The 26,052-nt window shown below is 72.2% G+C and carries 26 protein-coding genes; 15 read left to right on the top strand and 11 right to left on the bottom strand.

The window, feature by feature from the left end; translation table 11 throughout:
* Positions 1-9 precede the first annotated feature (9 nt).
* From KLO01_RS01660 to KLO01_RS01650, 3 genes are read left to right on the top strand one after another with little or no spacing between them, the layout of a single operon-like run.
* On the top strand, positions 10-942 hold the full coding sequence (locus KLO01_RS01660; protein ID WP_147061823.1) for a lysylphosphatidylglycerol synthase domain-containing protein: 933 nt from the start codon (positions 10-12) through the stop codon (positions 940-942).
* Positions 939-1,793, top strand: a complete 855-nt coding sequence (locus KLO01_RS01655) for a class I SAM-dependent methyltransferase (RefSeq protein WP_222611907.1) — start codon at positions 939-941, stop codon at positions 1,791-1,793. The genes KLO01_RS01660 and KLO01_RS01655 overlap by 4 nt, the downstream gene beginning before the upstream one ends.
* Entirely contained in the window at positions 1,790-2,722 is a 933-nt protein-coding gene (locus tag KLO01_RS01650) for a DNA-3-methyladenine glycosylase family protein (RefSeq protein ID WP_147061822.1), read from the top strand. The genes KLO01_RS01655 and KLO01_RS01650 overlap by 4 nt, the downstream gene beginning before the upstream one ends.
* Before the next feature lie 21 nt (positions 2,723-2,743).
* Here the strand turns inward: KLO01_RS01650 and KLO01_RS01645 are convergent, their stop codons facing one another.
* The 4 genes from KLO01_RS01645 to cofD all read right to left on the bottom strand — a co-directional run bounded on the left by KLO01_RS01645 (position 2,744) and on the right by cofD (position 7,234).
* Complete coding sequence (locus tag KLO01_RS01645; protein WP_147061821.1) at positions 2,744-4,375, bottom strand: vWA domain-containing protein; 1,632 nt, start codon at positions 4,373-4,375, stop codon at positions 2,744-2,746.
* A gap of 61 nt (positions 4,376-4,436) precedes the next feature.
* Positions 4,437-5,048, bottom strand: coding sequence for a hypothetical protein (locus KLO01_RS01640; RefSeq protein ID WP_147061820.1), 612 nt, complete (start codon positions 5,046-5,048; stop codon positions 4,437-4,439).
* An 84-nt stretch (positions 5,049-5,132) separates the two neighbouring features.
* A complete protein-coding gene (locus KLO01_RS01635) occupies positions 5,133-6,269 on the bottom strand; it encodes a coenzyme F420-0:L-glutamate ligase (protein WP_147061819.1) in 1,137 nt (378 codons plus the stop codon).
* Positions 6,266-7,234: a 2-phospho-L-lactate transferase gene (gene cofD / locus KLO01_RS01630; RefSeq protein WP_147061818.1), complete on the bottom strand. Its 969-nt coding sequence runs from the start codon at positions 7,232-7,234 to the stop codon at positions 6,266-6,268. The genes KLO01_RS01635 and cofD overlap by 4 nt, the downstream gene beginning before the upstream one ends.
* Positions 7,235-7,434: 200 nt before the next feature.
* Between cofD and KLO01_RS01625 the strand changes: the two genes are divergently transcribed.
* From KLO01_RS01625 to KLO01_RS01615, 3 genes are read left to right on the top strand one after another with little or no spacing between them, the layout of a single operon-like run.
* Positions 7,435-7,698, top strand: a complete 264-nt coding sequence (locus KLO01_RS01625) for a WhiB family transcriptional regulator (protein ID WP_147061817.1) — start codon at positions 7,435-7,437, stop codon at positions 7,696-7,698.
* A 40-nt stretch (positions 7,699-7,738) separates the two neighbouring features.
* Complete coding sequence (locus KLO01_RS01620) at positions 7,739-10,762, top strand: glycosyltransferase (RefSeq protein WP_186827878.1); 3,024 nt, start codon at positions 7,739-7,741, stop codon at positions 10,760-10,762.
* On the top strand, positions 10,759-12,237 hold the full coding sequence (locus tag KLO01_RS01615; RefSeq protein WP_147061815.1) for a DUF5719 family protein: 1,479 nt from the start codon (positions 10,759-10,761) through the stop codon (positions 12,235-12,237). Before KLO01_RS01620 ends, KLO01_RS01615 begins: the two co-directional genes overlap by 4 nt.
* A gap of 13 nt (positions 12,238-12,250) precedes the next feature.
* On the opposite strand, the gene KLO01_RS01610 is transcribed toward KLO01_RS01615, so the two are convergent.
* Positions 12,251-12,676, bottom strand: coding sequence for a metallopeptidase family protein (locus tag KLO01_RS01610; protein WP_246135998.1), 426 nt, complete (start codon positions 12,674-12,676; stop codon positions 12,251-12,253).
* Between the two features lie 60 nt (positions 12,677-12,736).
* Between KLO01_RS01610 and KLO01_RS01605 the strand changes: the two genes are divergently transcribed.
* Positions 12,737-13,108 carry a DUF3499 domain-containing protein gene (locus tag KLO01_RS01605; RefSeq protein WP_147061814.1) on the top strand — a complete coding sequence of 124 codons (372 nt, stop codon included), beginning with the start codon at positions 12,737-12,739 and terminating at the stop codon, positions 13,106-13,108.
* A gap of 115 nt (positions 13,109-13,223) precedes the next feature.
* On the opposite strand, the gene KLO01_RS01600 is transcribed toward KLO01_RS01605, so the two are convergent.
* Positions 13,224-15,587, bottom strand: coding sequence for an ATP-binding cassette domain-containing protein (locus tag KLO01_RS01600; protein ID WP_147061813.1), 2,364 nt, complete (start codon positions 15,585-15,587; stop codon positions 13,224-13,226).
* Positions 15,588-15,641: 54 nt separating this feature from the next.
* On the opposite strand from KLO01_RS01600, the gene KLO01_RS01595 reads away from it, so the two are divergent.
* Genes KLO01_RS01595 through KLO01_RS01585 form a run of 3 tightly spaced genes read left to right on the top strand, consistent with a single transcriptional unit; the run spans position 15,642 to position 18,487 of the window.
* Complete coding sequence (locus tag KLO01_RS01595; RefSeq protein WP_147061812.1) at positions 15,642-17,090, top strand: phosphomannomutase/phosphoglucomutase; 1,449 nt, start codon at positions 15,642-15,644, stop codon at positions 17,088-17,090.
* Entirely contained in the window at positions 17,090-17,275 is a 186-nt protein-coding gene (locus KLO01_RS01590) for a Trm112 family protein (RefSeq protein ID WP_147061811.1), read from the top strand. Before KLO01_RS01595 ends, KLO01_RS01590 begins: the two co-directional genes overlap by 1 nt.
* Before the next feature lie 30 nt (positions 17,276-17,305).
* Positions 17,306-18,487 carry an SIS domain-containing protein gene (locus KLO01_RS01585; protein ID WP_147061810.1) on the top strand — a complete coding sequence of 394 codons (1,182 nt, stop codon included), beginning with the start codon at positions 17,306-17,308 and terminating at the stop codon, positions 18,485-18,487.
* Between the two features lie 24 nt (positions 18,488-18,511).
* Here the strand turns inward: KLO01_RS01585 and KLO01_RS01580 are convergent, their stop codons facing one another.
* Positions 18,512-19,072 carry a YbaK/EbsC family protein gene (locus tag KLO01_RS01580; protein ID WP_147061809.1) on the bottom strand — a complete coding sequence of 187 codons (561 nt, stop codon included), beginning with the start codon at positions 19,070-19,072 and terminating at the stop codon, positions 18,512-18,514.
* Between the two features lie 5 nt (positions 19,073-19,077).
* Positions 19,078-20,070: a DUF808 domain-containing protein gene (locus KLO01_RS01575; protein ID WP_147061808.1), complete on the bottom strand. Its 993-nt coding sequence runs from the start codon at positions 20,068-20,070 to the stop codon at positions 19,078-19,080.
* 254 nt (positions 20,071-20,324) lie between these two features.
* On the opposite strand from KLO01_RS01575, the gene KLO01_RS01570 reads away from it, so the two are divergent.
* Complete coding sequence (locus KLO01_RS01570) at positions 20,325-20,951, top strand: C39 family peptidase (protein WP_186827877.1); 627 nt, start codon at positions 20,325-20,327, stop codon at positions 20,949-20,951.
* A 46-nt stretch (positions 20,952-20,997) separates the two neighbouring features.
* Here KLO01_RS01570 and KLO01_RS01565 read toward each other — a convergent pair whose 3' ends face one another.
* The gene (locus KLO01_RS01565; protein WP_147061806.1) at positions 20,998-21,291 is read right to left on the bottom strand and encodes a hypothetical protein; all 294 of its coding nucleotides are present in this window, start codon (positions 21,289-21,291) and stop codon (positions 20,998-21,000) included.
* Positions 21,292-21,468: 177 nt separating this feature from the next.
* On the opposite strand from KLO01_RS01565, the gene ahcY reads away from it, so the two are divergent.
* The gene (gene ahcY / locus KLO01_RS01560; protein WP_147061805.1) at positions 21,469-22,902 is read left to right on the top strand and encodes an adenosylhomocysteinase; all 1,434 of its coding nucleotides are present in this window, start codon (positions 21,469-21,471) and stop codon (positions 22,900-22,902) included.
* Between the two features lie 77 nt (positions 22,903-22,979).
* Here the strand turns inward: ahcY and KLO01_RS01555 are convergent, their stop codons facing one another.
* Together KLO01_RS01555 and KLO01_RS01550 are read right to left on the bottom strand one after the other, a co-directional pair.
* A complete protein-coding gene (locus KLO01_RS01555) occupies positions 22,980-24,458 on the bottom strand; it encodes a hypothetical protein (protein ID WP_147061804.1) in 1,479 nt (492 codons plus the stop codon).
* The gene (locus KLO01_RS01550) at positions 24,455-25,078 is read right to left on the bottom strand and encodes a methyltransferase family protein (protein ID WP_186827876.1); all 624 of its coding nucleotides are present in this window, start codon (positions 25,076-25,078) and stop codon (positions 24,455-24,457) included. Before KLO01_RS01550 ends, KLO01_RS01555 begins: the two co-directional genes overlap by 4 nt.
* A gap of 371 nt (positions 25,079-25,449) precedes the next feature.
* On the opposite strand from KLO01_RS01550, the gene KLO01_RS17015 reads away from it, so the two are divergent.
* The 3 genes from KLO01_RS17015 to KLO01_RS01540 are packed head-to-tail and all read left to right on the top strand — an operon-like array spanning position 25,450 to position 26,017.
* On the top strand, positions 25,450-25,620 hold the full coding sequence (locus KLO01_RS17015) for a hypothetical protein (RefSeq protein WP_186827875.1): 171 nt from the start codon (positions 25,450-25,452) through the stop codon (positions 25,618-25,620).
* Positions 25,621-25,661: 41 nt separating this feature from the next.
* Complete coding sequence (locus KLO01_RS01545) at positions 25,662-25,832, top strand: Flp family type IVb pilin (RefSeq protein ID WP_147061802.1); 171 nt, start codon at positions 25,662-25,664, stop codon at positions 25,830-25,832.
* Between the two features lie 14 nt (positions 25,833-25,846).
* Entirely contained in the window at positions 25,847-26,017 is a 171-nt protein-coding gene (locus KLO01_RS01540; RefSeq protein ID WP_147061801.1) for a Flp family type IVb pilin, read from the top strand.
* Positions 26,018-26,052: the final 35 nt, after the last annotated feature.

Raw genomic sequence — 26,052 nt, 5'->3', positions numbered from 1 at the left:
GGTGACCCCGTGACGCGCAAGCGGCTGTTCGACCTCGTCCGCATCGTCGTCGCCCTGCTCGTGCTCGTCGCCGTCGTCGTCGCGGTGTGGCGCAACTGGACCGACGTCTCCGCCCACCTCAGCGAAGTGCCCGGGGGAGTGCTCGCCGGTGCGTTCGTGCTCGCGCTGCTCGCGCCGGTGTTCTCGCAGCTCGGGTGGCGGGTGCTGCTCGCCGACCTCGGCACGCGGCTGCCGCTGCCGGCCGGTGCGAGCGTGTTCTTCGTGGGGCAGCTCGGCAAGTACCTCCCGGGCTCGGTCTGGAGCGTCGTCGCGCAGGCCGACATGGGGTCGCGACTCGGTGTGCCGCGACGGCGCATGGGCGTCGTCGGTCTGCTCTCGATCCTGCTGTCGGTCATCACCGGTGCGATCGTCGGGATCCCGGCCGTGCCGCTGCTCGTCGCGCGCTCGGGTGAGGTGACGTCGCTGTGGTGGTTCGCACCGGCGGTCGTCCTGCTCCTCCTGCTCTGGCCGCGGCTGCTCAACTGGGGCATCGCGACGCTCCTGCGCCTGCTGCGCCGTGACCCGCTCGAGCACTCTCTCACGGCGCCGGCGATCGCGCTGACGTCGATGTGGTTCGTGCTCGCCTGGCTCAGCGCGGGCCTGTCGATCCTCGCACTGGCACACGCGATGGCACCGGGGACGCCGGTGCGCGACCTGCTCGTCACGTCGATCTGCGGGTTCGCGCTGGCGTCGGCGATCGGCATGTTTTCGGTGTTCGTGCCGGCGGGGGTGGGCGTGCGCGACGGCGTGCTGGCGCTGCTGCTCGGCGCGCTCATGCCCTTCTCGGCGGCCATCGCCGTCGTCGTGGTCTCGCGCTTCTTCACGGTGGTCGCCGACGTCGTCGTCGCCGCCGTCGGCTGGGGCTGGGCGCGCTCGCACCACCTCCTAGGATCACGGGCATGAGCGGCGAGTCGGGCCAGGAGCGCGAGGGGCGCGAGGAGCAGCTGGCCTACTCCGAGCTCATGGACAAGATGCTCGACGAGAAGGCCCGGCGGCAGAAGGCCGCCAAGCTCATCGCGGTCCTCGCCCACGGTCTCGGCCGCCGCGCCGACGACGAGGGTGGACCGCTCGCCGGGCTCACCGCCGTGGACGTCGGCTGCTCGGCCGGGTTCATCGCCGACGAGCTGGCACTCGCCGGAGCCAGCACGACCGGCGTCGACATCGACGAGCCGGGTCTCGCCAAGGCGCGCGAGCGTTTCGGCGAGCGGGTCGACTTCCGGCTGGCCCGCGGCGAGGACCTGCCCTTCGAGGACGGCAGCGTCGACGTCGTCGTCCTCAACCACATCTACGAGCACGTCGTCGACCCCGAGGCCGTCGTCGCCGACATCCACCGGGTGCTCGCGCCCGGTGGTGTGCTCTACCTCGGCATCGGGCACCGCTGGCAGGTCATCGAGCCGCACCACCGGCTGCCGTTCCTGTCGTGGCTTCCCCAGCGCGCCGCCGACCGCTACATGCGGCTCACGGGCAAGGGGAAGCACTACTACGAGCGCTACTCCACGCCCGCCGGCCTGCGTCGCATGTTCGCGGCGTTCGACGTCTGGGACTACACGCTCCCGGTGCTCGCCGACCCGGCGGCGTTCTCCGGCGGCGACATCATCCCGGAGTGGGTGGGGCGGCTGCCCGAGAAGGCCCTGTCGGCGGCCCTTCCGCTCGTGCCGACCTACGTGTGGCTCGCGTTCAAGCAGCCCGCGACCCCTGCGGGTCCGCCGCTGCGGGTCGCCCCGCGCCACGTGACGCCCGCAGTCCACGGATGACCGCCACCTCGCATCTCACCCGGACCCACCGTCCGAGCCGACCCCTCCAGCTCGGTGCCGTCGTCCGGATCTTTCGCCGCGGCGGGGGAGACCCGACCTCGTGGAGCGACCGCGGTCGCACGTGGGTCTTCGCGTGGCGCGTGCCCACCGGTCCCGTGACCCTGAGACTCGTCGACCACCCGGGCCTCGGCGAGGTCGAGGCGCAGGCCTGGGGGGAGGGCGCCGAGTGGATCCTCGACCACCTCCCGGCGCTGCTCGGCGAGGACGACGACGACTCCGGCTTCGTGCCCCACCACGACATCGTCGCGGAGGCGCGGCGACGTTTCGACGGGTGGCGCGTCCCCGCCTCGGGACTCGTCGTCCAGGCCCTCATCCCGACCATCATCGAGCAGCGCGTCACCGGCAAGGAGGCGTTCGCGGCATACCGGATGTTGGTGCGCAACAACGGAACTCCTGCTCCCGGCATCGGTGCGGACCTCCGTCTCGTCGTCCCGCCCGAGCCGCGCACCTGGGCCCTCATCCCGTCGTGGGAGTGGCTGCGCGCCGGCGTCGACGGTGCCCGCTCGCGTCCCGCGGTCACCGTCGCCACCCGCGCCGGCCGGCTCGAGGAGACGGTCGGTATGCCGTGGCTCGAGGCCCGCCGCCGCATCGAGTCGCTGCCCGGCGTCGGACGGTGGTCCAGCGCCGAGGTGGCCCAGCGGGCGCTCGGGGACCCCGACGCGGTGAGCTTCGGCGACTACCACGTCGCCAAGAACATCGGCTGGGCCCTCACGGGCACCCCGGTGGACGACGACGGGCTCGCCGAGCTGCTCGAGCCGTATGCCGGGCACCGCTACCGCGTCCAGCGGCTGCTCGAGCTCGCGGGGGCGATGCGCCCTCGTCGCGGTCCCCGGTTCACCCTGCCGACGCACCTGCCCGGTCGCAGCTGAGGCGGCGCGGCGCGAGGGTCCTCACCGTGCCGCGACGACGTCGGTGAGCAGCGAGTCCAGCTCGCGAGCGCCGGGTGCGCCTGCCTGGACGAGGGCCCGGACGCGGCGCTGCAGCCCGTCGGGGTCGAGCTGCTCGCTCCCCTCACCACCCGTGCCGCCCTTGACGAACCGCGCGACGTCGGCGACGGCGGCCGCGACACCGAGGGTGCCGCCGGGCTGGGCGCCCGGGCCGAGCTCGAGGGCCAGTGCGTCCTCACGCCCCTCGCCGCCGTCGACCGAGCGCCAGCGCACCCGCACGGTCCCGAGGCGGTCGCCGCGCTCGGCCTGCGCGGTGGGCCGCACCTCGTAGAGCGCGGTCACCCGGTGCCCGGCACCGACCTCGCCGGCGTCGACGGCGTCGTCGTCGAAGTCCTCCTCGGCGAGCGCGCGGTTCTCGTAGCCGACGAGGCGGTACTCCGACACCGTCTCGGGGTCGAACTCGACCTGGATCTTCGCGTCCTTCGCCACCGGGGTGAGGGTGCTGCGCAGGTCCTCGACGAAGAGCCGCCTCGCCTCCTCGAAGGTGTCGACGTAGGCGTAGAAACCGTCGCCCCGGTCGGCGAGCTGCTCCATGAGGTCGTCGTTGTAGTTGCCCATGCCGTAGCCCACGGTGACGAGGTGGATCCCGCGGCGCCCGTTGTCACGGATCGCGGTGGCCAGCCGCCCACCGTCCGTGGTCCCGACGTTGGCGACACCGTCGGACGCGAGGAGCACGACGTTCGTCGCGCCGGACCGGTATGCCGTCCGCGCCCGGTCGTAGCCGAGCAGGAGTCCCGCCTCGAGGTTGGTGCTGCCACCGGCCCGGAGACGGTCGATCGCGGACAGGATGGTGTCGGCGTCGCGGACCGGTGTGGGTTCGAGCAGGGGCTCGGCGTCGGACTCGTAGGTCACGACGGCGATGGTGTCGCTCGGTCGCAGGCTCTCGACGAGGAGGGCGAGTGACGCCCGGACGAGCCCCAGGCGCTCGCGGATGTCCATCGACCCGGAGGTGTCGACGACCATCGTCAGGGCCACCGGCGGCCACTCCTGCTCGTCGACGTCCCGCGCCTGGAGACCGATCCGGACGAGCCGGGTGCCGTCCGTGCTCCCCGGTGCGACGGCCTGGTCGGAACGCAGCTCGAGGTCCGCGCGCGTCGGTGCCGGGAACCCGCTGTCGAACGCGTTGACCCACTCCTCGACCCGCACCGACTCGGGCGGCGGACGTTTGCCGTCGGCGAGCAGGGCACGGGCGACGCGGTACGAGCCGGTGTCCACGTCGGCGGCGAACGTCGAACGCGGCTGCTGCCGGGCGTCGACGAAGCCGCTCGTGCCGGCGTCGACGAAGGTGTTGTCGTCGAGCGGCCCGGGCGCCTCGGGTGCCTCGGGTACCGGGACCGTCCGAGGTGGACGTGGTGGCACCGCGGTCGATCCGGTCGAGCCGGTCGAGCCGGAGGAGGTCGAGGAGCCGGCACTGTCGCCGGTCACCGTCCCACCCGCTGTCGACTCGTCCTGGCGCTCGGGATAGCTGTCGAAGTAGGTCCTGGCGTCCGAGGACGAGTCGGAGCCCGGGGAGGTCGAGCACCCGGAGGCGACGACGAGGAGGCCGGCCACCAGCACTGCACGAAGGGGTCTCATGCGGGTGGGACGGCACTGTCCGCACGCAGGTTCCGGCCGTTGCCGAACCGCAACCTGGGGGTCAGGCGGGGTCCGCGGCGACCCGCCCCGCGGGCAGCGAGTCGAGCAGTGCCGCGAGCGGCCCAGGTGTCGCGTCGATGGTGAGCGCTGCGGCCATCGCCCCGGCGAGGAGCTCCTTGCGCCCCGAGGTCGTCGACCCGAACCTGCGCAGCTGGTCGAGGACCGGGCGCCCCTGCCAGGCGAGCTGGCGGGTGAACGCCTCGAAGGCCGCGCCCAGCCCCAGGCCGTCGAGCACCGCGAGACTGCCGTCGACACCGAGTGCCCTCAGGAGCTCGTCCTCGAGGTCACGTCGGCAGACGTGGAAGCCCAGTCCGGACAGGGTCGCGAGGGTGGGTGGTGCGGCAAGACCCAAAGCCTCACGGTGGGCGTCCAGGGCCCGCACGAACCATGGCGCCTCACGCTCGTCGCAGAGGCCGACCACCCGCGGACGGGGGAGGTGGTCCACGGCGAGGTCGAGGTGGCGACGGATGTTGGTCGCGCCGCCCATGTCCACGAGCACGCACGGGTCCTCGTCGGCCGCGATGCCTCGCGTGGCTCGCAGCGCGCGGACCGCCGCGACGTCGCTGGTGCCCTCGAGCAGGACCCAGGTGGGTTCCGGCTCGGAGGGGGTCATGACCCAGAGCCTCGCAAACGACCGCACCCGGGCGCCACGCAGTTCATGGGTGCCTGCACCGCCACGGGACCCGGTCGGGCCGAGTCAGGGTGCGGGCGTGAGGCGTGCGGACACCGTGTGCTCGGCGGTCGGCGCGCCGCTGAGGGCGGCGACGAGGTCCTCGCTCGCCGCGGCGACCTCGAGCCGCTGCGTGAGCCGACCGAGGGCGAAGTCGTCGGCCGCGCCGAGTGTGACGACCGCAGCCGCGTCCCTGTCGGCGGTCTCGGCCGTGACCTCGAGGTCGACGCTCGCGTCCTCGTCCGCCAAGAGCGTCAGCGCCACCACCCGCGAGACCCGGTCGGCGAAGGTCTCGGCACCCACCGACCGGATCCCGACGGCCTCCGAGTCGGGTGACCCCGGCGCGACGCCCAGCGCGGCCCGCACCGCCTCGACGTGCCCCATGGCGAACCAGTCGCCGGGGCCGGTGCGCACGAGCTGCGCTGCGCCAGGGGCGAGCTCGGGCCCGACACCCTCCGTCTCGCTCTCGCCGGTCACGTCCACGGCCGCGCCCTCCACCGTGAACCAGCTCGCCGGAAGGCCGCGCACGACGGCCGCGGCGACACCATCGGCCTTGCCCTTGACGAGGTCCGCGGCGGCGGCGACCTCGTCGGCCACGGCTCGCGCGGTGACCGACATGACCCGTCCGTCGACGTCGACCTCGCCGCGGTGGTCGAGCAGCACGCGCAGCCCGGCGGAGCCGAGCGCGAAGTCGGTCAGACCGGCTCGCCACGGACGGCCGGCGGTGTCGCTGAGGACGACCGCGAGAGGTGCGCCGGACGGCATACCGAGGCGGGCGAGGAGAGCAGAGCGGAGGTCGCGCGCACACGCGTCCGGGTCGCGGGGGAGGAGCAGCAGCGCGTCGGAGGGGCCGGTGTTCGAGGCGTCGATCCCGGCACCGGCCATGACCGGTCCCGCCACGGCCTCGACGACGCGGGTGACGTGCTCACCTGCCGTCCGCTCGGCCACGACCCGGACCGACTCACCCCTGACGAGGTCGGACTTGGTGGCGCCCACGGCCCTGAGCCCCAAGGCCTTCGACACGACCTTGCTCGACACGACGACCACGTCACCGGCCAGCACGCCGTCGGCGCTGAGTGCCACGGCGAGCAGCTCCGCAAGGTCGTCACCGGACTCGACCTCGGGCAGTCCGAGCACCGGCAGCACGGACAGCGCGCGCGTCACCGGCGGACCCGCTCGGCCAGCGCCAGGAGGCTCTCGGCCATCCGCGCGGCGGCGTCGACGTCGGTCATGAGCAGGGCCTCGGGGTGGACCGAGGTCTCGACGCCGCGGACGCGCACGTCGGCGTCGGCGGGGTCGACGAGCCACCCGTCGAGGAAGTCGGCATACAGCCCGGCCACCGCGGCGGCGGACGACTCGACGCCGATTGCCGACAGGCACGCGTCGGCGTGCCCGCGCACCGGACGGCCCGAGATGAGCGGCGACACCCCGACCACGGGTGCCCTGGAGCCGCGCAGGGCGTCACGCACGCCGGGGACGCCGAGGATGATGCCGATCGAGACCACCGGGTTCGAGGGCGGCAGCACGATGACGTCCGCCGACCGCAGCGCCTCGAGGACGCCCGGTGCGGCGGCAGCGCGGTCGAGCCCGGCCACGACGAACCTCGACGCCGGCACCTCGGCCCGCAGGCGCACCCACCACTCCTGGAAGTGCACGGCGCGCTGCTCGTCGCCCTCGTCGAGCACGACGTGCGTCTCGACCGGGGTGTCCGTCATCGGGAGCAGCGTGATGCCGCGGTCGGGCAGCCCCCACCGGGAGGCCAGGCGGGCCGTCACCTCGGTCGCGGTCTGCCCCTGCGCCAGCCACTGCGACCGCACGATGTGGGTGCCGAGGTCGAGGTCGCCGAGCGTGAACCACTGGGGGACCGCGCCGTAGGCCGCGAGCTCGCCTTGGACCCGGGTCGACTCGTCGGCCCGCCCCCAGCCCTGCTCCTCGTTGATGCCGCCGCCGAGGGTGTAGAGCAACGTGTCGATGTCGGGGCAGACCCGCAGGCCGTAGAGGCTGATGTCGTCACCGGTGTTGGCGATGACGGTGAGCTCGGATTGCGGTGCCACGACGTCGAGATGGGCCATGAGGCCCCTCAGGAACCGGGCACCGCCGACGCCGCCCGCGAGGGCCGTGATTCGCATGGGGGCCAGTCTGGACCACCCGCGAGTCGACCCGACACGCCGGTCCGGTCGAGAAAATTTCCCTCGATAGCAGAACCGGGCTTGACGGATGGGGATGACACGCGTGTAATTTCACCATTGTGTCCCAGCGAATACGTTCTCTCGCTCAGGGAGAAGGCCGGGGGCACGGTGTCGGGTCGCGAAGGGTCGAGGAGGCAACCATGCACGAGTTGACGTTGATCGACGCCATGGTCGAGGAGGAGACGGTTCTCTCCTGGCAGGAGCGCAGCCTGTGCGCACAGACGGATCCGGAGGCGTTCTTCCCCGAGAAGGGCGGGTCCACCCGGGAGGCCAAGAAGGTCTGCGTCGGGTGCGACGTCCGGTCCGAGTGCCTCGAGTACGCCCTGGCCAACGACGAGCGCTTCGGCATCTGGGGCGGACTCTCCGAGCGTGAGCGTCGCAAGCTGAAGAAGCGCGCGGTCTGACCGGGCCCGCGCCCACCCCATGACGCTGACGACTGCCCCCGTGCTGCCCCCTGCGCCCGCGCCCTCCGCGAGGCAGGCGGTGCGGGCTGTCGTCCTCACCTCCGGTGCGCAGCCGGGTCTGCGCGCGCTCCTCGACGCGCTCGCCGCCTCGACCACCCGCCCCGACCACGTCGTCGTCCTCGACTCCTCCGCCGACGGCGGCGCTGCCGACCTCGTCGCCGCTGCGACGTCCCGCACCTTCTCGGTCGACCACGTCGCCCTCGAGTCCCGTATGCCGGATCGCGTGACGGTCACGCGGTGGGTCGCCTCCGCCGACCTCACCGACGACGACCTCGTCTGGCTGCTGCCCGTCGGCTGCGTCCCCGAGCCGGAGACGCTGACTCGACTCCTCGCGGCCCACCGGCGCAGCCCGTCGGTCGGGCTCGTCGGCCCCAAGCACGTCGACGCCTCCGCACCGGGCACGCTGCGGTCGGTCGGGATCACGACCACGCGTTCGGGCCGGATCGTCGAGGACCCGCCGCTGGGCGAGCCCGACCAGGGCCAGTACGACCTGCGCCGCGACGTCATCGCGGTGCCCCTCGCCGGCATGCTGGCCACCGTCGGCGCCCTGCGCTCGCTGCGTGGCTGGGAGCGTTCGTTCGGCGACCTCGGTGGCGACCTCGACCTCGGCTGGCGGGCCCACCTCGCCGGCCACCGCGTCGTCGTCGCCCCCGACGCACGCATGCGCTCCGTCGCCGCCCTCGGCCTCGCCACCGCCACCGACGGGGTCCGGCGCCGCGCCGCCCGCCGGGTCGCGCTCGGTCGTGCGCCCTGGTGGCAGCTGCCGTTCCTCGCGCTCTGGGTGCTCCTCAGCTCGGTCGCCGCAGGCACCGGCCTGCTGCTGCTCAAGCGCCCGCGGGCAGCGGTGGCGGCGTTCTCGGACGCCGGCGCGCTCGACCCGTTCCGGGTGGCCGCGTCCCGCGTGCGCACGCGGGGCGGGCGCGAGCTGCACCACCGCGACATCGACACGCTCTTCGTCCCGGCGTCGACCATCGTGCGTCGCTCGCTCGACCGCGCCCACGAGGCGGTCGTCGCACCGTCCCGGCTGCCCGACGAGGGAGTGCGCGACCCCGAGGCCAGCTCGGGCCTCGGGCGACTGCTCGTCCACCCGGCCCTGCTGGCCGTGCTCGCGACCCTCGCGGTCGTCGCCGCCGCCGGCCGCGACATCGGTGGCGGCCTCCTGAGCAGGTTCGGCTCGGGTGTCACCGGGGGCGAGCTCGTCACCACGCGGGCGAGCGCGAGCACCCTGTGGCACGCCGCGTTCGACGGCTGGCACGGCACCGGTCTCGGTGGCGACGGGCCGGCCAGCCCCTCGCTGGCTCTGCTGGCCGTCCCCACGTGGATCCTCGAGCAGCTGCCCGGCGCCGGGGACCTCACGTCCTCGGCGGGCGCGCTCGTCGGTGCGCTGCTCGTCCTCGCCCTTCCCCTGGCCGCGGTGTCGGCCTACGTCTCGAGCCGGGTCATCACCTCGTCCCGCTCCCGCGCCGTCCGAGGGGTGGCCGCCCTGATCTGGGCCACGACCGGAGCCGCCGGTGCCTCGGTGGCGCAGGGGCGGCTCGGTGCCCTCGTCGCCCTCATCCTCCTCCCGGCGGTCCTCGCCGGGGTCGTCATGCTGGCCCGGCCCACGGGCACCGCCACCGGCGCCTTCGCCACGTCGCTGGGCGCCGCGGTGCTCGGCGCGTTCGCCCCTCCGCTGCTCGCCCTCGTCGTGCTCGCCTGCCTGGTCGTCGCCGTCGTCGGTGACAAGGGTGCACGGGCGCGAGCGCTGGTCCCCGCAGTCCTCGGCCCGCTGCTGCTGGGCCCGTGGCTCGTCGACGTCGTCGACGACTGGGCCCTCGCGGCCACCGGTCCGGGGCTGAGCCAGTGGGGTCCCACGACGACCGAGCCGCTCGCGCTCGCCCTGCTCCACCCCGGTGGCGCGGGCAGCACGCCCTGGTGGGTCGGCGCGGCGGTGGTCGCCGCCGGGCTGGCCGGGCTCGCCGCGCCCCGCCGGGTCCGGTCCGTCGCGACCGGTGCCGCGCTGCTGGGGCTCGTGTCCCTCGTCGCCGTCCTGGCGTCGCCGCGGCTCGACCTCGCCTCCGGAGCCGTCGTCACCGAGGGCGTCGTCACGCCCTGGGTCGGCACCTTCGTCCTCCCGCTCACCCTCGCGCTCATCGCGTCAGCCCTCCTCGGCGTCGAGGCGCTGCGCGGACGCGTGCGCGGCGTCGCCGTCCTCGCCCTGGGGCTCGTGGGTCTCGTGGGCGCCGGCGCACTGGGCTGGTTCGGCTTCGGCACCGTCCTGAGCACCTGGTCCGACCCCCGGCCCGCCGTCGCCGTCGAGCAGGCCGGCAACGACCTGGCCAACCGCACGGTCTTCGTCGACCCGGGACCCAGCGGAGCGGCATACCGGATCGTCGGTCGCGAGAGCGGAGCGCTCGCCCGCGCGCTGCCCCAGAGCGTCGCCAACGACGCAGCCCTCGCCGACGACGTGAGCGGGCTGCTCGACGGCACGCGCACCGACGCCGGTGCCCGCCTGGCGCAGCAGGCCGTCGGCTTCGTCGCGGTGGCCACGTCCGCCGGTGACGACGTGTCCCGCCGGCTCGACTCGGCGCGGGGCCTGTCCCGGCTGGCCAGCCGCAGCGGCTACGACGTCTGGCGTGTGGGCGCCCTCGGCAGCGCCACCAACCGTCCGGTCGCGCCCACGCGGCTCGCGCACGTCAGCGGCAAGTCGCACGCCCTCGTCGCCACGCTCGGGGAGCACGGCGCCACTGAGGCGACCGTGACCGCCCGTGAGGGGGACCTCCTCACGGTCGCCGAGCCGCCGCAGTGGGCCCGCCACGCCGAGGTGACCGTCGACGGCACCGAGCTCACCGCCGTGCCCGACGCGGAGCGCCCCACCTACGCCCTGCCGGCGGGGACGCACGACCTCGTCGTCGACGTCGTCACCGAGTACCCCTGGTGGCGCGTCCTCCAGGGGCTGGCGCTCCTCACCGTCGCCTTCCTCGCGATCCCGTTCGGGACCCGCGCGTTCAGGAGCAACCGATGACCCCCGCCCGCCTCGTCGGCCCCGGCCGCCTCGTCCTCACCGCCGCCGCGGGTACGGGTCTCGTGGCCCTGGCCACCCTCTCGCCGATGAGCGACGCCGGAGCGGGCCCGGCCCGGGCAGGCGCCACGTCCGGCGCAGCCGGCACGGCCGTCGCCGCAGCCCCGGTGTCGTCCAGCAGTGTCTCCTGCCCCGGCCCCGAGCTCAGCGGCGTCGGTGACGTCGACGACATCGAGGTGCCCGCCAGGATCGGCGCCGCCGCCGCACCCGAGGACGTCCTCGGCCCGGTGGAGCCCACCGGCGACGGCGACCTCGTCGTGCGCTCCGGCTCGAGCACCGCCGCGTCCTCGAGCGACCGGGGCGCCACGACGACGGCACCCACCCTCGACGGCCGAGCGAGCGACGTCGTCGCCGCCGGCACCATGGCGCCCGGCCTCGCCGCGACCCAGGAGTGGTCGGTGAGCCGTGACGAGATCCGCGGCCTCGCCACCGTGCCCTGCGCCGGCCCCGGCTCGGACCTGTGGCTCCTCGCCGGTGGCGGTGCCGCCGGTCGTCAGGAGCGCCTCGTGCTCACCAACCCGGGGGCCAACGAGGTCACCGTCGACGTGCAGGCCTTCGGTCTCAAGGGCCCGCTCGTGTCACCGACCGGCAGCACCGTCGTCCCCGCCCACGGCCGGGTCGCCCTCCTCGTCGATGCGGTCACCGGCGCCGAGGAGTCGCCCGCGGTGCGGGTGCGCGCCAGCGGCGGGTCGGTCCGCGCCGTCATCAGCGACATCTGGCTCGACGGCTCGGTCCCCGCCGGCGCCGAGACCACCGTGCCGACCGCGGCGCCCTCCACCCGTCAGGTCATCCCGGCCGCCATGATCTCGTCGTCCGGCTCCATCCGGATCGCGGTCCCCGACGCGCAGCAGGCCGTCGTGAGCGCGCGCATCATCGGCAAGGACGGCGCCGCCCCGCTTCCCGGCGGGGGAGTGGCCCGCGTCCCCGGGCGGTCCACCGGTGAGCTGTCGGTCACCGGACTGACCCAGAACATGTATGCCGTCGAGCTCACCTCCGACGTCCCGATCGTCGCCTCGCTGTTCGCCTCCTGGCGCAAGGGCGAGGAGCGCGGCGACTTCGTCTGGGCGCCGTCGACCGACGGGGCGACGGGACTTCTCGGCGCCGCCTTCGCCACGGCCGACGAGCCGCGGCGACGGATGCTGAGCGTCGTCTCGACCGCCGGTCCGTCGCGGGTCGCCGTGACCTGGCGGACGGGCGGGACGTGGACCACGCGCAGCATCGACCTCGCCCAGGACACGTCGACGGCGCTCGACCTCGGCGCCGCCGAGTCGGTGTGGGTCCGGCGGACGTCCGGCACCGGCGAGATCCGGTCCGGCGTGGGGTCGATGGTGGGGCGGGAGCAGCCGCTCGTGTCGGTGTCACCTCTCGCCGAGAGCGCCGTGACGTCCACAGTGAGCCGGGCGCACCCCGCCTCCTGAGCCCGACCCGGCCCTAGAGGTCGATCTCGGAGGGTGGCACGCCGAGGAGCGCCGCCACCTGCTCGGCGACGACCTCTCGCACGATGACCGAGACCTCGGCCGCGTCGCGCGCGCGGGTCTCGACCGGGCGTCGGTAGACGAGGATCCGGTGCCCCACGGCACCACCGACGGGGACGAGGCGCCCGAGGGGGGCCGCCTGCTCCTCCCACGGCGCGGGATCGGTGGGCGGGACCTCCTCGACGGCGAACTCGACCGCGGCATACCGGTTCCCGAGGTACTCGCGGGCGCGCTCGGCGACGTCGATGACGACGTCGTCGAAGGTCTCGCGCCGCGAGCGCATCGCGGGCACGGGCGGCCACGCCAGCGGACCCCTGGCGCCCCGCCCGCGACGGTCGCGACGAGGCGCGGACACGGGGTTTCGGGGGTCGACGGGAGCCACGGGACGAGACTACGGCGCGCCACCTCACCCTTGTCGGACCGGTGACCTAGAGTCTCTCGGGTGAACGCGTCGAGGAAGTGCAGCAAGACCGCGTGCTCCCAGCTCGCGGTGGCCACCCTGACCTACGCGTACGCCGACCGGGCCGTCGTCCTGGGGCCCTTGGCCACCTATGCCGAGCCCCACTCCTACGACCTGTGCGCCGACCACGCCACGCGGCTCACCGTCCCGCAGGGGTGGGAGTTCCTCCGTCTCGAGTCCGACGGCTACGCCCCCGCGCACGAGGTCGACGACCTCCTCGCCGTGGTCGACGCCGTGCGTGAGCGCCCCGCCCCACAGCCGACCGTGGCGAGTGTCGTCGTCAGCGCGATGCCTGTGGCCGGCGAGCAGCGTCGCGGTCACCTCCGGGTCCTGCCCGGCAGCGGCGAGGCCTGACCGACCCGCAGACCGGCGCCCCGCCGACCGGCAGACCGCCCCAGCCGACCACGTCGGTGCGAGACGACCACCTACAGGTGGTCCGCCCGTCACGAGCTGGTCGTCTCGTGGCGGCTCAGCCGCCGACGTAGGCGGCGAGGTGTGTGCCGGTGAGCGTGTCACCCTCGGCGACGAGGTCGGCCGGTGAGCCCTCGAACACGACGGTGCCACCCTCGTGCCCGGCGCCGGGCCCGAGGTCGATGACCCAGTCGGCGTGCGCCATGACCGCCTGGTGGTGCTCGATGACGATGACCGACTTGCCGCCGTCGACGAGCCGGTCGAGGAGGCCGAGGAGGTTCTCGACATCCGCGAGGTGCAGCCCCGTGGTCGGCTCGTCGAGGACGTAGACCTCGCCCTTGTCGGCCATCTGGACGGCGAGCTTGAGCCGCTGGCGCTCGCCACCGGACAGGGTCGTGAGCGGCTGCCCCAGGGTGAGGTAGCCCAGTCCGACGTCGACGAGCCGACCGAGGATCGTGTGGGCCGCGGGGATCCGCGACTCGCCCTCGGCGAAGAAGGCGAGGGCCTCGTCCATCGACATGGCGAGGACGTCGGCGATGTTGCGGCCGCCGAGGGTGTACTCGAGCACCGCCGCCTGGAAGCGCCGGCCCTCGCACTCCTCGCACGGTGACTCCACGGTGGCCATGACACCGAGCTCGGTGAAGATCACCCCGGCGCCGTTGCACGTCGAGCAGGCGCCCTCGGAGTTGGAGCTGAACAGCGCGGGCTTGACCCCGTTGGCCTTGGCGAACGCCTTGCGGATCGGCTCGAGCAGGCCGGTGTAGGTCGCGGGGTTGCTGCGGCGCGAGCCCTTGATGGCGCCCTGGTCGACGACGACCACGCCGTCGCGCCCGTCGACGGACCCGTGGATGAGCGAGCTCTTGCCCGACCCCGCGACGCCGGTGACGGCGACGAGGACCCCGAGCGGGATGTCGACGTCGACGTCGCGCAGGTTGTGCGTGGAGGCGCCCCGCACCTCCATCGAGCCCGTCGGCGTGCGCACCTCGGTCTTGAGCCGGGCCCGGTCGTCGAGGTGGCGGCCGGTGAGCGTGCCGGCCCGGCGCAGCTCCTCGACGGAGCCCTCGAAGACGATCTCGCCGCCTCCGGAGCCGGCACCTGGGCCGAGGTCGACGACGTGGTCGGCGATGGCGATCGTCTCGGGCTTGTGCTCGACGACGAGGACGGTGTTGCCCTTGTCGCGCAGCCGGACGAGGAGGTCGTTCATCCGGGCGATGTCGTGCGGGTGGAGCCCGATCGTCGGCTCGTCGAAGACGTAGGTGACGTCGGTGAGCGAGGACCCGAGGTGGCGGATCATCTTCGTGCGCTGGGCCTCGCCACCCGACAACGTCCCGGCCGGTCGGTCCAGCGAGAGGTAACCCAGCCCGATCTCGGTGAACGAGTCGAGCAGGTGCTGGAGCCCCTTGAGCAGCGGAGCCACCGACGGCTCGTCGAGCTCACGCACCCACGCGGCGAGGTCGCTGATCTGCATGGTGCAGAGGTCGGCGATGGACTTCCCGCCGATCTTCGACCTGAGCACGTCGGCGGTGAGGCGCGTCCCCTCGCACTCGGGGCACTGCTGGAAGGTCACGGCCCGCTCGACGAACCGGCGCACGTGCGGCTGCATCGCCTCGGGGTCCTTGGACAGCATCGACTTCTGGATCTTGGGGATGATGCCCTCGAAGGTGAGGTTGACGCCCTCGACCTTGATCTTGGTCGGTGGTGCGTAGAGCATCGTCTCGAGCTGCCTGGCGGTGAACGACTCGATGGGCTCGTCCATGGGGAGCCCCATGCCCTCGAAGAGCCGGCCGTACCAGCCGTCCATCGAGTAGCCCGGCACGGTGAGCGCGCCCTCGCTCAGCGACTTCGACGCGTCGTAGAGCGCGGTCCGGTCGATGTCGCTCACGTGCCCCATGCCCTCGCACCGCGGGCACATGCCACCGAGGTAGACCTGCTGCTGGGCGACGCGCTTCTCGGTGCGCCCGCCCTTCTCGGTCGTCATCACCCCGCTCGCCTTCCGTGTCGGCACGTTGAAGCTGTATGCCGTGGGCGGACCGACGTAGGGGGAGCCGATGCGGCTGAAGAGGATGCGGAGCATGGCGTTGGCGTCGGTCGCCGTGCCCACGGTCGAGCGGGGGTTGGCGCCCATCCGCTCCTGGTCGACGATGATCGCCGTGGTGAGGCCGTCGAGGTGGTCGACCTCGGGCCGGGCCAGCGAGGGCATGAACCCCTGGACGAACGCGCTGTAGGTCTCGTTGATCATCCGCTGCGACTCGGCGGCGATCGTCCCGAAGACGAGAGAGCTCTTGCCCGAGCCGGACACGCCGGTGAAGACGGTGAGCCGGCGCTTGGGCAGCTCGACGCTGACGTCCTTGAGGTTGTTCTCGCGTGCGCCCTGCACGCGGATGAGGTCGTGGGTGTCGGCGGCATGCGGCTGCGTGGTCACGGGCACACGCTAGTGGGATCGGCCGACATCCGAACCCCCTAGTAGGGTTCCTGCGTGCCTCCCCACCAGCTCGCCGACTTCGTCAAGGCCTACGACGTCCGAGGGCTCGTCCCGGAGCAGCTCGACGTCGACGTCGCGTGGGCGCTCGGCGCCGCGTTCGCCGAGGTCGTCATCACCCGCGAGGGCGGCAAGGGGTGCGTCATCGGCCACGACATGCGGGCCACCTCGCCCGAGCTCTCACGGGCGTTCGCCGCAGGGGTGACGAGCCGGGGTGTCGACGTCACCCTCATCGGGCTCGCGAGCACCGACGGTCTCTACTTCGCCAGCGGCCACCTCGACCTCGCGGGGGCGATGTTCACCGCGAGCCACAACCCCGCGGCATACAACGGCATCAAGCTCTGCCGACGGGGCGCGCGCCCGGTCGGCCAGGACTCCGGCCTGGGTGAGGTCCGCGACCTCGCCCAGGAGCTGCTCGACGGCACCGCCGAGCAGCGCCACGAGGAGGAGGGCACGCTCACGGAGCGCGACGTCCTCGCCGACTACGCCGGCTTCCTGCGCGGGCTCGTCGACCTCTCCGGCATCCGGCCCCTCAAGGTCGTCGTCGACGCCGGCAACGGCATGGGTGGCCACACCGTCCCTGCGGTCCTCGAGACCGGCGCCGGCCTGCCCGCCCTGCCCCTCACCGTCGTCCCGCTCTACTTCGAGCTCGACGGCACCTTCCCCAACCACGAGGCGAACCCGCTCGAGCCGGAGAACCTGCGTGACCTCCAGGCCGCGGTGGTCGAGCACGGAGCCGACCTCGGCCTCGCCTTCGACGGCGACGCCGACCGGTGCTTCGTCGTCGACGAGCGCGGCGAGCCCGTGAGCCCCAGCGCCATCACGGCCCTCATCGCCACCCGTGAGGTCGCCCGCGAGGTCGCGGCCGGCACGCCCGCGCACGAGGTCGCCATCGTCCACAACGTCATCACCTCGGCGCAGGTCCCCGAGGTCATCGCGGGCCTCGGCGCCCGCGCCGTCCGGACCCGGGTCGGGCACTCGTTCATCAAGGGCGAGATGGCACGCGCCGACGCCGTGTTCGGCGGCGAGCACAGCGCCCACTACTACTTCCGCGACTTCTGGTTCGCCGACACCGGCATGCTCGCCGCGATGCACGTCCTCGCGGCCCTCGGTGAGGAGGACGCACCGCTGAGCGAGCTCATGGCCGACTGGACGGCATACGCCGCCTCGGGCGAGATCAACTCGACCGTCGACGACGCGGCCGCGAGCACCGCCCGGGTCCGCGAGTGGGCGCGCGACAAGGACGTCGCCGTCGACGAGCTCGACGGGCTCACCCTGACCCACGAGGGAGGCGCGGGCGACCCGATGTGGTGGCTCAACCTGCGCGCCTCGAACACCGAACCCCTGCTGCGGCTCAACGTCGAGGCAGCCGATGCGGACACGATGGCCGCGATACGCGACGATGTCCTCAGCGTCGTACGTGGCACTTCACAAGGAGACAGCTGATGTCAACGATGGAGCCCTGGCTGCGCGAGATCCTGCGCTGCCCCAACTGCCGCGCCGAGCTGCGTGACGAGACCGGCACCGACGGTCCCGAGCTGGCGTGCACGTCCGAGACCTGTGGTCTCGTCTACCGGATCGACGACGGCGTCCCCGTCCTGCTCGTCGACGAGGGCCGCAAGCCGGTCTGACCGGCACCGCCTCGAGAAAGCCGCACCGCCATGCCGCACCTCGACGAGGACGTCCTCGACTCGGCCGACGCGCTCGAGCGCCTCGACAGTCGTGGCTCGCTCCGCGCGCTCGCCACGTCCGGTGCCCAGGTGCGCCGGGCCATCGTCGCCGCCCGTGAGGCGGGTGTGGATCGGGTCGCCGGCGGCGACCGCCCACGGTCGGTGCTCGTCGCGTCGCTCGGCGGCTCCGCCGTCGTGTGCGACGTCCTCGACGTCCTCGCCGAGCCGGGGTCCCCGGTCCCGCTGACGACCCGGCGCGAGGCTCCGCTGCCCGGCTGGATCGGTCCGCTCGACCTCGTCATCGCGGTGTCGCAGTCCGGCCGGGCCGCCGGCCCGCTGGCGCTCGCGGCCGAGGCTGCCCGGCGTGGTGCCTCGCTGCTCACCGTCGGGGCCCCGGACTCGCCGCTGGCCGACGTGTGCGCGCGAGGCCGAGGGGTCCATGTCGACATCGCGACCGACGTGCCCACGTCGCGCGCGGCGCTCTGGTCGATGCTCACCCCGGTGCTGCTCGCGGCCGACGGGCTGGGTCTCATCGACTGCCCCGAGGCGGTGCTCGAACGCGTCGCCGACCTCCTCGACGGCCGGGCCGAGGAGTGCCGCCCCTCGTCGGAGTCGTTCGTCAACCCCGCGAAGGTCCTCGCCGTCGGTCTGGCCGAGACCGTCCCCGTCGTCCTCGGCGACGGTGCCCTCACCGGGGTCGCCGCCGGTCGCGCGGCCGCGATGCTCGCCCGCACCGCGCGTATGCCGGCCACCTCGGGTGCGCTTCCCGATGCGGCCGCGCAGGTGGTCGCCTGCTTCGACGGCCCGTTCAGCGGCGCGGGCGACACCGGGCGGGGGAGCGGAGGCGACATCTTCGCCGACCCGTTCCTCGACGGTCCGCCGGCGCCGCAGCTGGGGCTGCTCCTCCTGCGCGACAACCCCGACGTCACGCCGCCCTCCTCGCTCCCACCCACGGCGGTGCCACCGGCACAGCTCGCCGACGCGGTCGCCGAGTCGGCCCGTGAGGCCGGGGTCAAGGTCTGGGAGGTCGAAGCCACCGGCGCGCACCCCATCGAGCGGCTGGCGTCGCTCATCGCGCTCACCGACTACGCCGCGACCTACCTCGCGCTCGGGCTCGGTCTGGACCCCGCCGTCTCACGGCACGTCACCGAGCTGCGCGACCGGACGAGCTGACCCGACAGGGGGAGCGGGTCGCCGTCAGTGCTGGGCGAGGTCGAGGACCTCGGCCGTCGGCAGCTGCGCCAGCGCGGCGCCATCGACGAGCACCTTGCTCGACCGCAGCCCGCTGCCGATGACGACCTCGCCGGCCGCGACGACGGCGGCATCGACGAGCACCGGCCAGCCGTCGGGCAGCCCGATGGGCGTGATCCCGCCGAACTCCATGCCGGTCAGCGACACCGCGTCGTCGTGCGGCGCGAACGAGATCTTGCGGACGCCGAGGTGACGGCGGACGACGCCGTTGATGTCGGCGCGGTCGGTCGCCAGGACCATGACGGCGGCGTAGGTCACCTCGCCGGCCCGCTTCCCGGCGACGACGACGCAGTTGGCGCTCGCCTCCGGCGCGACGTCGTATGCCGCACAGAACGCCTCCGTGTCGGCGAGCGTCGCGTCGATGGTCGCGACCTGCGCCGCTGCGACGCCCGCTGCGGCGCCCTCGGTGGCTCCCGGGGCCGTGAGGGCCGCGGCGACGGGAGGTGCGACGAGGTCTGGCGACCCGACGACGGGTGACCAGGACAGCGTTCCGCGGGCGGACGGCATACGGGTCAGTGGGTCGCGTCTGCGGCAGGTGCGTCGGCGGCAGCCTCGTCGTGACCGCCCTTGCGGGGGACGACGTGCATGATCGCCACGACGACGGCACCGACGAGGAAGCCGAGGATGGCCGAGCCGATGGTGTTGGTGACCCAGCCGAGGACACCGCCGAGCGCGCCGGTCGCGTCGTGCACCGCCTCCTCGGCGTGGTGGACCCACTCGTAGGGGTGGTGCAGCGGCGACCAGTACTCGCTGAGCTCGTCGAGGCCCACGAGGAGGATGTGGCCGCCGACCCAGATCATCGCGGCGATGCCGACGACGGACAGGGTCGAGAGCAGCTTCGGCATGGCGGCGACGAGGCCGCGGCCCAGACCGGCCCGCGCGCCGTCGCCCTTGGCGAGGTGCAGGCCGACGTCGTCCATCTTGACGATGAGCGCGACGACGCCGTAGACGAGCACGGTGATGAGGACCGCGACGACGGCGAGGATGATCGCCCGCGTGACGAAGGGCTCGTCCTTCACCTCGTTGAGCGAGATGACCATGATCTCGGCCGAGAGGATGAAGTCGGTGCGGATCGCGCCGCTCGTGATCGTCTTCTCGTCGGCGACCTGGCCCTCGTCGTGCGCCTTGCCGGCGGCGTCCTCGCCGTGGCCGCTCACGCGCTCCCAGATCTTCTCGACGCCCTCGAAGCAGAGGTAGGTGCCGCCGACCATGAGCAGCGGCGTGAGCGCCACGGGGAGGAACTGGCTGAGCAGCAGCGCCGCCGGGAGGATGAAGAGCAGCTTGTTGCGCAGTGAGCCGATCGCGATGGTCTTGATGATCGGGAGCTCGCGCTTGGGCTCGATGCCCTGCACGTACTGCGGGGTGACGGCCGTGTCGTCGACGATGACGCCACTCGCCTTGACGCTGGCCCGCCCGGCGGCCGCGGCGACGTCGTCGACGGAGGCGGCTGCCGCCTTGGCGAGCACAGCGACGTCGTCGAGCAGGGCGAAGAGTCCGCCGGCCATCAGGTCACCTTCGTGTCGGTGGGGGAGTCGTGGTCGAGCACGCGCTCAGCCTAGGGGAGAACGCGTGCCCGGCCGGCCCACGTCCGGACCCCGCGCGGCGACGGGGGGCCCGTTCGGGTCATGTGCCGCGCCCGGCCCACCACTAGCGTCGAGATGTCCGGAGGCTCTGGGGGGCTGGGGGTGTGTGCAGCAGCCGCCGAGGACGCACGGGCACGCAGTGCGCCATGTTCGATTCCAGTTCCAGGAGGGGTTCCATGTCCGCGATCGTCTCTCGTCGATCCCTGCTCGTCGCCGGTGCCGGCGCCGGGGTCGGCCTCGTCGCCACCGTGGCGGCTCCGGCCGCCCAGGCGGCCGGCACCAACTACGCCTACCAAGAGCAGAGCAGGTACAACTACTGCTCGGCCGCATCGTCCCGCATCGCCCTCAGCTCACCGATCCTGAGGCGCGACGCATCCGAGAACCGCACGGTCCCGAGCCAGAACAGCCTGGCCGAGAGCCTCAACCTCGACCCCTACGACGGCAGCGCGTCGACCACGGGGCTCAAGGACCCGACGCTCATCGCCACGGTCCTCAACCGGCGTCTTGGCATCGCGAGCCACGCGAACCGCTACCGGTTCCGCATCTCGCCCTCCGGCACGCTCTACACCGACCTGCAGAACAAGGTCCGCGAGAGCATCTCCGCCGGCTACCCGGTCGTCATCAACATGAACCAGGTCGACGGCGACCACTTCGACGGCCACTACATCGCCATCGTCGGCTACGGCCCCGACCGATACCAGATCGCCGACCCTTACCGTGCGTCACGCAACGGGGTGTGGCGCGACAAGCAGGACATCGTCGACTGGAACAAGCTCAACCGCTTCACCTGGTACGGCAGCTGACCGACCCGTCGTGGACCGTCCCCGGCCGGGGACGGTCCACGGCTCGTCACTCCTCCTCGTCGGCGCGACCGTCCTCGTCGTCCTCGGCGAGGTCGTCCTCCTCCTCGTCCTCACGAGGCGGCGTCTCGTCGTCGTCGTCGTCCTCCTCCTGCTCGGTGAGGGCAGGACGGGTCATCTCGGACTCCGGGTCGAGCGCGTAGTCCCCGCGCACCTCGTCCCAGGTGTCGAGCTTGGACTCGTCGAGGTCGAGGCGGACCTCGTCGCTCACCTCGTCGCCCTGCCGGGCCGGACCGCCCTCGCGTGTGCCGTCGGTCCCCGTGCCCTCGAAGGTGTCGCTCATCGTCTGCTCCGTCTCGTCGGCGTGCCGTGGCCACGGGCGGCGCCCGCGGCATTCCATGTCTACCGCGTGCAGTCGCTAGAGTGGGGGCCGCCGGCGCGGGTGATACCCCGCTCCTCGAGACCGCCCAGATGGGCTGCGCCGGGTCGCGAACCAGACACTCAACGGAAGAGATTTCGCATGTCCTTTGACTACAAGGTTGCCGACCTGGGCCTCGCCGAGGCCGGCCGTCACCAGATCCGTCTTGCCGAGCACGAGATGCCCGGTCTCATGTCGCTGCGCGAGGAGTTCGGCTCGTCCAAGCCGCTCACCGGCGCCCGCATCGCCGGCTCCCTCCACATGACCGTCCAGACCGCGGTCCTCATCGAGACGCTCACCGCGCTCGGTGCCGAGGTCCGCTGGGCCTCGTGCAACATCTACTCGACCCAGGACGAGGCGGCCGCGGCCGTCGTCGTCGGCCCCACGGGCACCGTCGAGGACCCCCAGGGTGTCCCCGTCTTCGCCTGGAAGGGCGAGACGCTCGAGGAGTACTGGGACTGCACCGAGCAGATCCTCACCTGGCCGGGCGAGGGCGCCAACATGATCCTCGACGACGGTGGCGACGCCACGATGCTCGTCCACAACGGTCGCGCCTGGGAGACCGCCGGACAGGTGCCCCCCACCGACGAGAAGGACTCCGAGGAGGTCGGCGTCTTCAAGGCGCTCGTGCGCCGCACCCTCGAGCAGGACCCGCAGAAGTGGACCAAGGTCTCGCAGGAGATCAAGGGCGTCACCGAGGAGACCACCACCGGTGTGCTCCGCCTCTACGACCTCGCCAAGGCCGGCGACCTGCTCTTCCCGGCGATCAACGTCAACGACTCGGTCACCAAGTCCAAGTTCGACAACAAGTACGGCTGCCGCCACTCCGTCATCGACGGCCTCAACCGCGCCACCGACGTCCTCATCGCCGGCAAGGTCGCGGTCGTCTGCGGCTACGGCGACGTGGGCAAGGGCGTCGCCCAGGCCCTCGCCGGACAGGGCGCCCGCGTCGTCGTCACCGAGGTCGACCCGATCTGCGCGCTGCAGGCCGCGATGGAGGGCTACCAGGTCGTCCGTCTCGAGAGCGTCGTCGAGTCCGCCGACATCTTCATCACGACGACCGGCAACTTCAACATCATCACGGCCGAGCACATGCAGGCCATGAAGAACAAGGCAATCGTCGCCAACATCGGCCACTTCGACAACGAGATCGACATCGCCGGTCTCGCCAAGGTCGAGGGCGTCACCAAGACCGAGATCAAGCCGCAGGTCCACGAGTGGACCTTCTCCACCGGCACGTCAATCATCGTGCTGTCCGAGGGTCGCCTGTTCAACCTCGGCAACGCCACGGGCCACCCGTCGTTCGTCATGAGCAACTCGTTCACGAACCAGACGATCGCCCAGATCGAGCTCTTCACCAAGACGAGCGAGTACGACAACGAGGTCTACGTGCTGCCCAAGCACCTCGACGAGAAGGTCGCCCGCCTGCACCTCGACGCGCTGGGCGTCGAGCTCACCGAGCTCACCAAGGAGCAGGCCGAGTACATCGGCGTCGACGTGGCCGGCCCCTACAAGGCTGACCACTACCGCTACTGAGACGTCTCAGACCCAGGGCACGACCCCGGTATGCCGTCCGCTCACCCGAGCGGGCGGCATACCGCGTTCTCAGGCCTTCAGGCCCCGGCCCCCGGGAGCCACACGGCCATCGGCCCGACAGGCCTGAGCTGGTTCCACACCTGGGGTGAGCCATCCGAACGAACACCCTTGGTGTCCCGGGGAAGGATCGCGCACGTCGTTCCCTCCGGTAGCGCCACGTCCGAAAGGTCGCCCAAGCGGCGCGTGGACTCAGCGATGGCGTCGGCCCCATAGACCTCTGTACGCATGTCGATCCACACCTTCACGTCCGTGCGCAGAAGCAGCGTCACTCCTGCAGCGTCTGCAGTCGCGAAGAGTCGGCAGCCGTGGGGAAGGTCCGCCATGATCTCGGCCTCAGGGTCGGGTCGACCAGGATCGTGTGATGCAACGAGAGCGACGGGGAGGAGGATGACGATCGCACCGGTGAGGATCGGTCGCCAGTAGGCGGCCTCGAGGCGACTGCGGAGGGCGCCGGATCGATCGGGGTTTGCCCGCCACTTGGCGGTGCTGACCGATATCTCTGCGGCCAGGACAGGAAGCAGGGTGAGGGCAGCCACGCCGAGGAAGCGAATGGCCACGAATCCGGCGAGCGCCGCGGCGAGACTCCCACCCAGGAGGATGACCTCCAGCGCCCAGCGAGCACGTTCTCGCGAGCCGGGGGCGCCGGGCCGCTGCCTTGCCACTCGGAGTACGCAGGCAAGAGCGAGTGTGAGAACAGCGATCGCGATCGGGAGCCATCTGGTCCGAGGTCCGTCTGCGAGCGGCGACATCCACTCGACGACCTGCCCGTCAGACGCTGCGCTGATCTCGGTCAGGAGTTGCCACACCGACCAGCCGTACGGCCCGAAGGTGCTGCCGAGCGCAATGCCGAGTCCCGCGACGGCCGTGAGGGTGAGACGCCAGCGGGGAGCGCCAGCGAGGAGGGCGGCGAGAGGAAGGGCCACGGCCAAGCCCACAGCGGTCACGCTCCACGAGACGTGCAGCCACGCGCCGCCCCAGCCGAGGGCAAGCCCTCCAAGAGCCACGACGGCAACCAGCCGCCATCCGGTGCGAAGAGGTCGCACCAGCAAGGCGTACCCGAGGGCGATGGTCGTGAGGAGTAGCGCCTCGACCGCTGTCGTCGCGCGAGGTGAGAGCAGCGGCAGTGCCAGCAGGGCAACCCCAGCAGTCGCAACGAGAGCGGGCAAGGGGCGTGAGCCGAGCCAGCGCGCCAGAACCAGGGCAACAACGAAGTACGCGAGAAGCCCCACGGCGCCGACGACGGCGATTCCTGCGAACCCCAGGGCGTCGTATCCGAGTCCGAGAGCGGTGTTCCAGGCCGGGGACGTCGGGCGGAAGGTCCCGGAAGGCTGCGCCCAGCTCCACGCGTCCGCTCTCGACAGGGGCATACCCGCCCATCGCTCGCTCCCGTCCCTGGCCTGCCAGTACGGGTCGCGTTCGACCAACCGAGAAGCGCGGATGATGACCAGGCCCGTGATCCAGGCGGCCAGAACGCCCCAGTCCCAACGTGCCTTCACGAGAATCCTCGGGTTCGCTCTGCGTATGCCGCGTAGCCGGGCACACGTTCGCGTAGCAGCTGCTCCTCCCAACGGGCGCGCAGGATCTGAAGGACACCGATGATAGCGACGACGACCCAGGCCCAGCCTCCACCGTTGACGATGGCGAGACCGATGGCGCTGATGTACTCGAAGACGTACAGGGGGTGGCGAAAGAACCTGTACGGACCCTCTGAGGCGAGTCCTCGGGACTGCGGCACGACGCTGATGTTCGTCCGGAGGTGGAGCAGAGCCCACACCGACAGGCCTACACCGACGACGATGAGGGCCGTGCCCACTGCGGCGAGGCCAGACCCAGTGCCGCCGGCACCGACGAGTGGGATCGCAAACCCGGAGAAGGTTGCCACGCCGGCGACCAGCCATCGTTCCCAGCGCCGATCCGTGTCCGTCGCCGCGTCCCGTCGGATGTACAGGATGACCAGCACGCCGTAGAACGCCAAGGCTGTCACCGTCCCGGCCGACTCGAGGAGGTGCGTCTCAGTGCCGGCACCGAGCAGCTTGGTCGCGTTGAGGACGAGAAGCGCTGCGAAGACCGGCACGAGAATGAGGCGGCCCAAGTCGAGACGGTGGGGAAGAGACATGGCGCCGAGTATGACCGGGGGAGGGTGGCTTCGCAGCATGTCGAAGAAAAAAGACTAGTACTTCAAAGCGGTCGCCAAGGGGCGATGGCCAGAAACCACCCCAGCCAACTATGGACAAAAACCATAGTCGTGAGGTACTACTTCGCTTGGAGCGAGCGAGTTTCGTGCTCAATTGCCCCCAGCTGGGGCAGGTTCTAGCACATGAACCTGCCGGAAGCATTCAATCGCGAGAGTCATCTGACTAATTTCATCTAGCCAGTCGTACCGTGCAGGTTTGACTAGTTCGGGCCATGTCCCAAATCTCCACGATCAGTGGAGGATCAGCCCGGGCCGGGCAGACCGGTACCTCTCACGAACAGGGGGAAGCCCAGATGTCGAAGGCTTTCGTCAAGCTCCGGAGCCGTGGTCTCTCCCAGAGAGTCACGGCGCCGGCCGAGGACGACCACGTGGTCGACCTCGGCGCCGTGGTCGTCATGACGGCACCAGGCCCCATGGGCCCCACCGTCGAGGCGATGTTCGCCGGCTGGCCCAGGTCCCTCTGAGCATTTCTCAACACCCACCACCACCAGAAGGAAGTCCCCTCATGTCCTCTTCGCTCCTCCGCCTCCGCAACCGTGTCCTCAGCTCCGAGAAGGGCGCGACGATGGTCGAGTACGGCCTCATGGTCGCGCTCGTCGCGGTCGTCGTCGCGGTTGCCGTCACGACCCTCGGCACCCGGATCGCCTCCATGTTCAACGGCCTCAGCTTCCCCTGAAAGGCGGTCCAGTCATGAGCATGCGCATCGCGCAGCTGCGTCGACGTCTCGCCTCCGAGGCCGGCGCGACGATGGTCGAGTACGGCCTCATGGTCGCTCTCGTTGCGGTCGTCGTCGCCGTCGCCGTCACGACCCTCGGCGGGGCCATCTCCTCGATGTTCACCTCGGTCGCCACGACGATCTGAGGGTCAACGTTTCGGGTCGGCGGCCTCGAGCCGCC

Origin of the sequence: Knoellia locipacati (assembly GCF_007992835.1) — a bacterium.
GTDB classification, from domain to species: Bacteria; Actinomycetota; Actinomycetes; order Actinomycetales; family Dermatophilaceae; genus Knoellia; species Knoellia locipacati.
The sequence above is the reverse complement of the archived record's forward strand: the minus strand, read 5'-3'. Positions and strand labels throughout refer to the sequence as shown.

Bases quoted from the DNA above. Each gene is read 5' to 3' on its own strand.
- KLO01_RS01655 (WP_222611907.1), top strand. From the start codon at position 939: ATGAGCGGCGAGTCGGGCCAGGAGCGCGAGGGGCGCGAGGAGCAGCTG.
- KLO01_RS01650 (WP_147061822.1), top strand. From the start codon at position 1,790: ATGACCGCCACCTCGCATCTCACCCGGACCCACCGTCCGAGCCGACCC.
- KLO01_RS01645 (WP_147061821.1), bottom strand. From the start codon at position 4,375: ATGAGACCCCTTCGTGCAGTGCTGGTGGCCGGCCTCCTCGTCGTCGCC.
- KLO01_RS01640 (WP_147061820.1), bottom strand. From the start codon at position 5,048: ATGACCCCCTCCGAGCCGGAACCCACCTGGGTCCTGCTCGAGGGCACC.
- cofD (WP_147061818.1), bottom strand. From the start codon at position 7,234: ATGCGAATCACGGCCCTCGCGGGCGGCGTCGGCGGTGCCCGGTTCCTG.
- KLO01_RS01625 (WP_147061817.1), top strand. From the start codon at position 7,435: ATGCACGAGTTGACGTTGATCGACGCCATGGTCGAGGAGGAGACGGTT.
- KLO01_RS01615 (WP_147061815.1), top strand. From the start codon at position 10,759: ATGACCCCCGCCCGCCTCGTCGGCCCCGGCCGCCTCGTCCTCACCGCC.
- KLO01_RS01590 (WP_147061811.1), top strand. From the start codon at position 17,090: ATGTCAACGATGGAGCCCTGGCTGCGCGAGATCCTGCGCTGCCCCAAC.
- KLO01_RS01585 (WP_147061810.1), top strand. From the start codon at position 17,306: ATGCCGCACCTCGACGAGGACGTCCTCGACTCGGCCGACGCGCTCGAG.
- KLO01_RS01580 (WP_147061809.1), bottom strand. From the start codon at position 19,072: ATGCCGTCCGCCCGCGGAACGCTGTCCTGGTCACCCGTCGTCGGGTCG.
- KLO01_RS01575 (WP_147061808.1), bottom strand. From the start codon at position 20,070: ATGGCCGGCGGACTCTTCGCCCTGCTCGACGACGTCGCTGTGCTCGCC.
- KLO01_RS01570 (WP_186827877.1), top strand. From the start codon at position 20,325: ATGTCCGCGATCGTCTCTCGTCGATCCCTGCTCGTCGCCGGTGCCGGC.
- KLO01_RS01565 (WP_147061806.1), bottom strand. From the start codon at position 21,291: ATGAGCGACACCTTCGAGGGCACGGGGACCGACGGCACACGCGAGGGC.
- ahcY (WP_147061805.1), top strand. From the start codon at position 21,469: ATGTCCTTTGACTACAAGGTTGCCGACCTGGGCCTCGCCGAGGCCGGC.
- KLO01_RS01550 (WP_186827876.1), bottom strand. From the start codon at position 25,078: ATGTCTCTTCCCCACCGTCTCGACTTGGGCCGCCTCATTCTCGTGCCG.
- KLO01_RS17015 (WP_186827875.1), top strand. From the start codon at position 25,450: ATGTCGAAGGCTTTCGTCAAGCTCCGGAGCCGTGGTCTCTCCCAGAGA.
- KLO01_RS01545 (WP_147061802.1), top strand. From the start codon at position 25,662: ATGTCCTCTTCGCTCCTCCGCCTCCGCAACCGTGTCCTCAGCTCCGAG.
- KLO01_RS01540 (WP_147061801.1), top strand. From the start codon at position 25,847: ATGAGCATGCGCATCGCGCAGCTGCGTCGACGTCTCGCCTCCGAGGCC.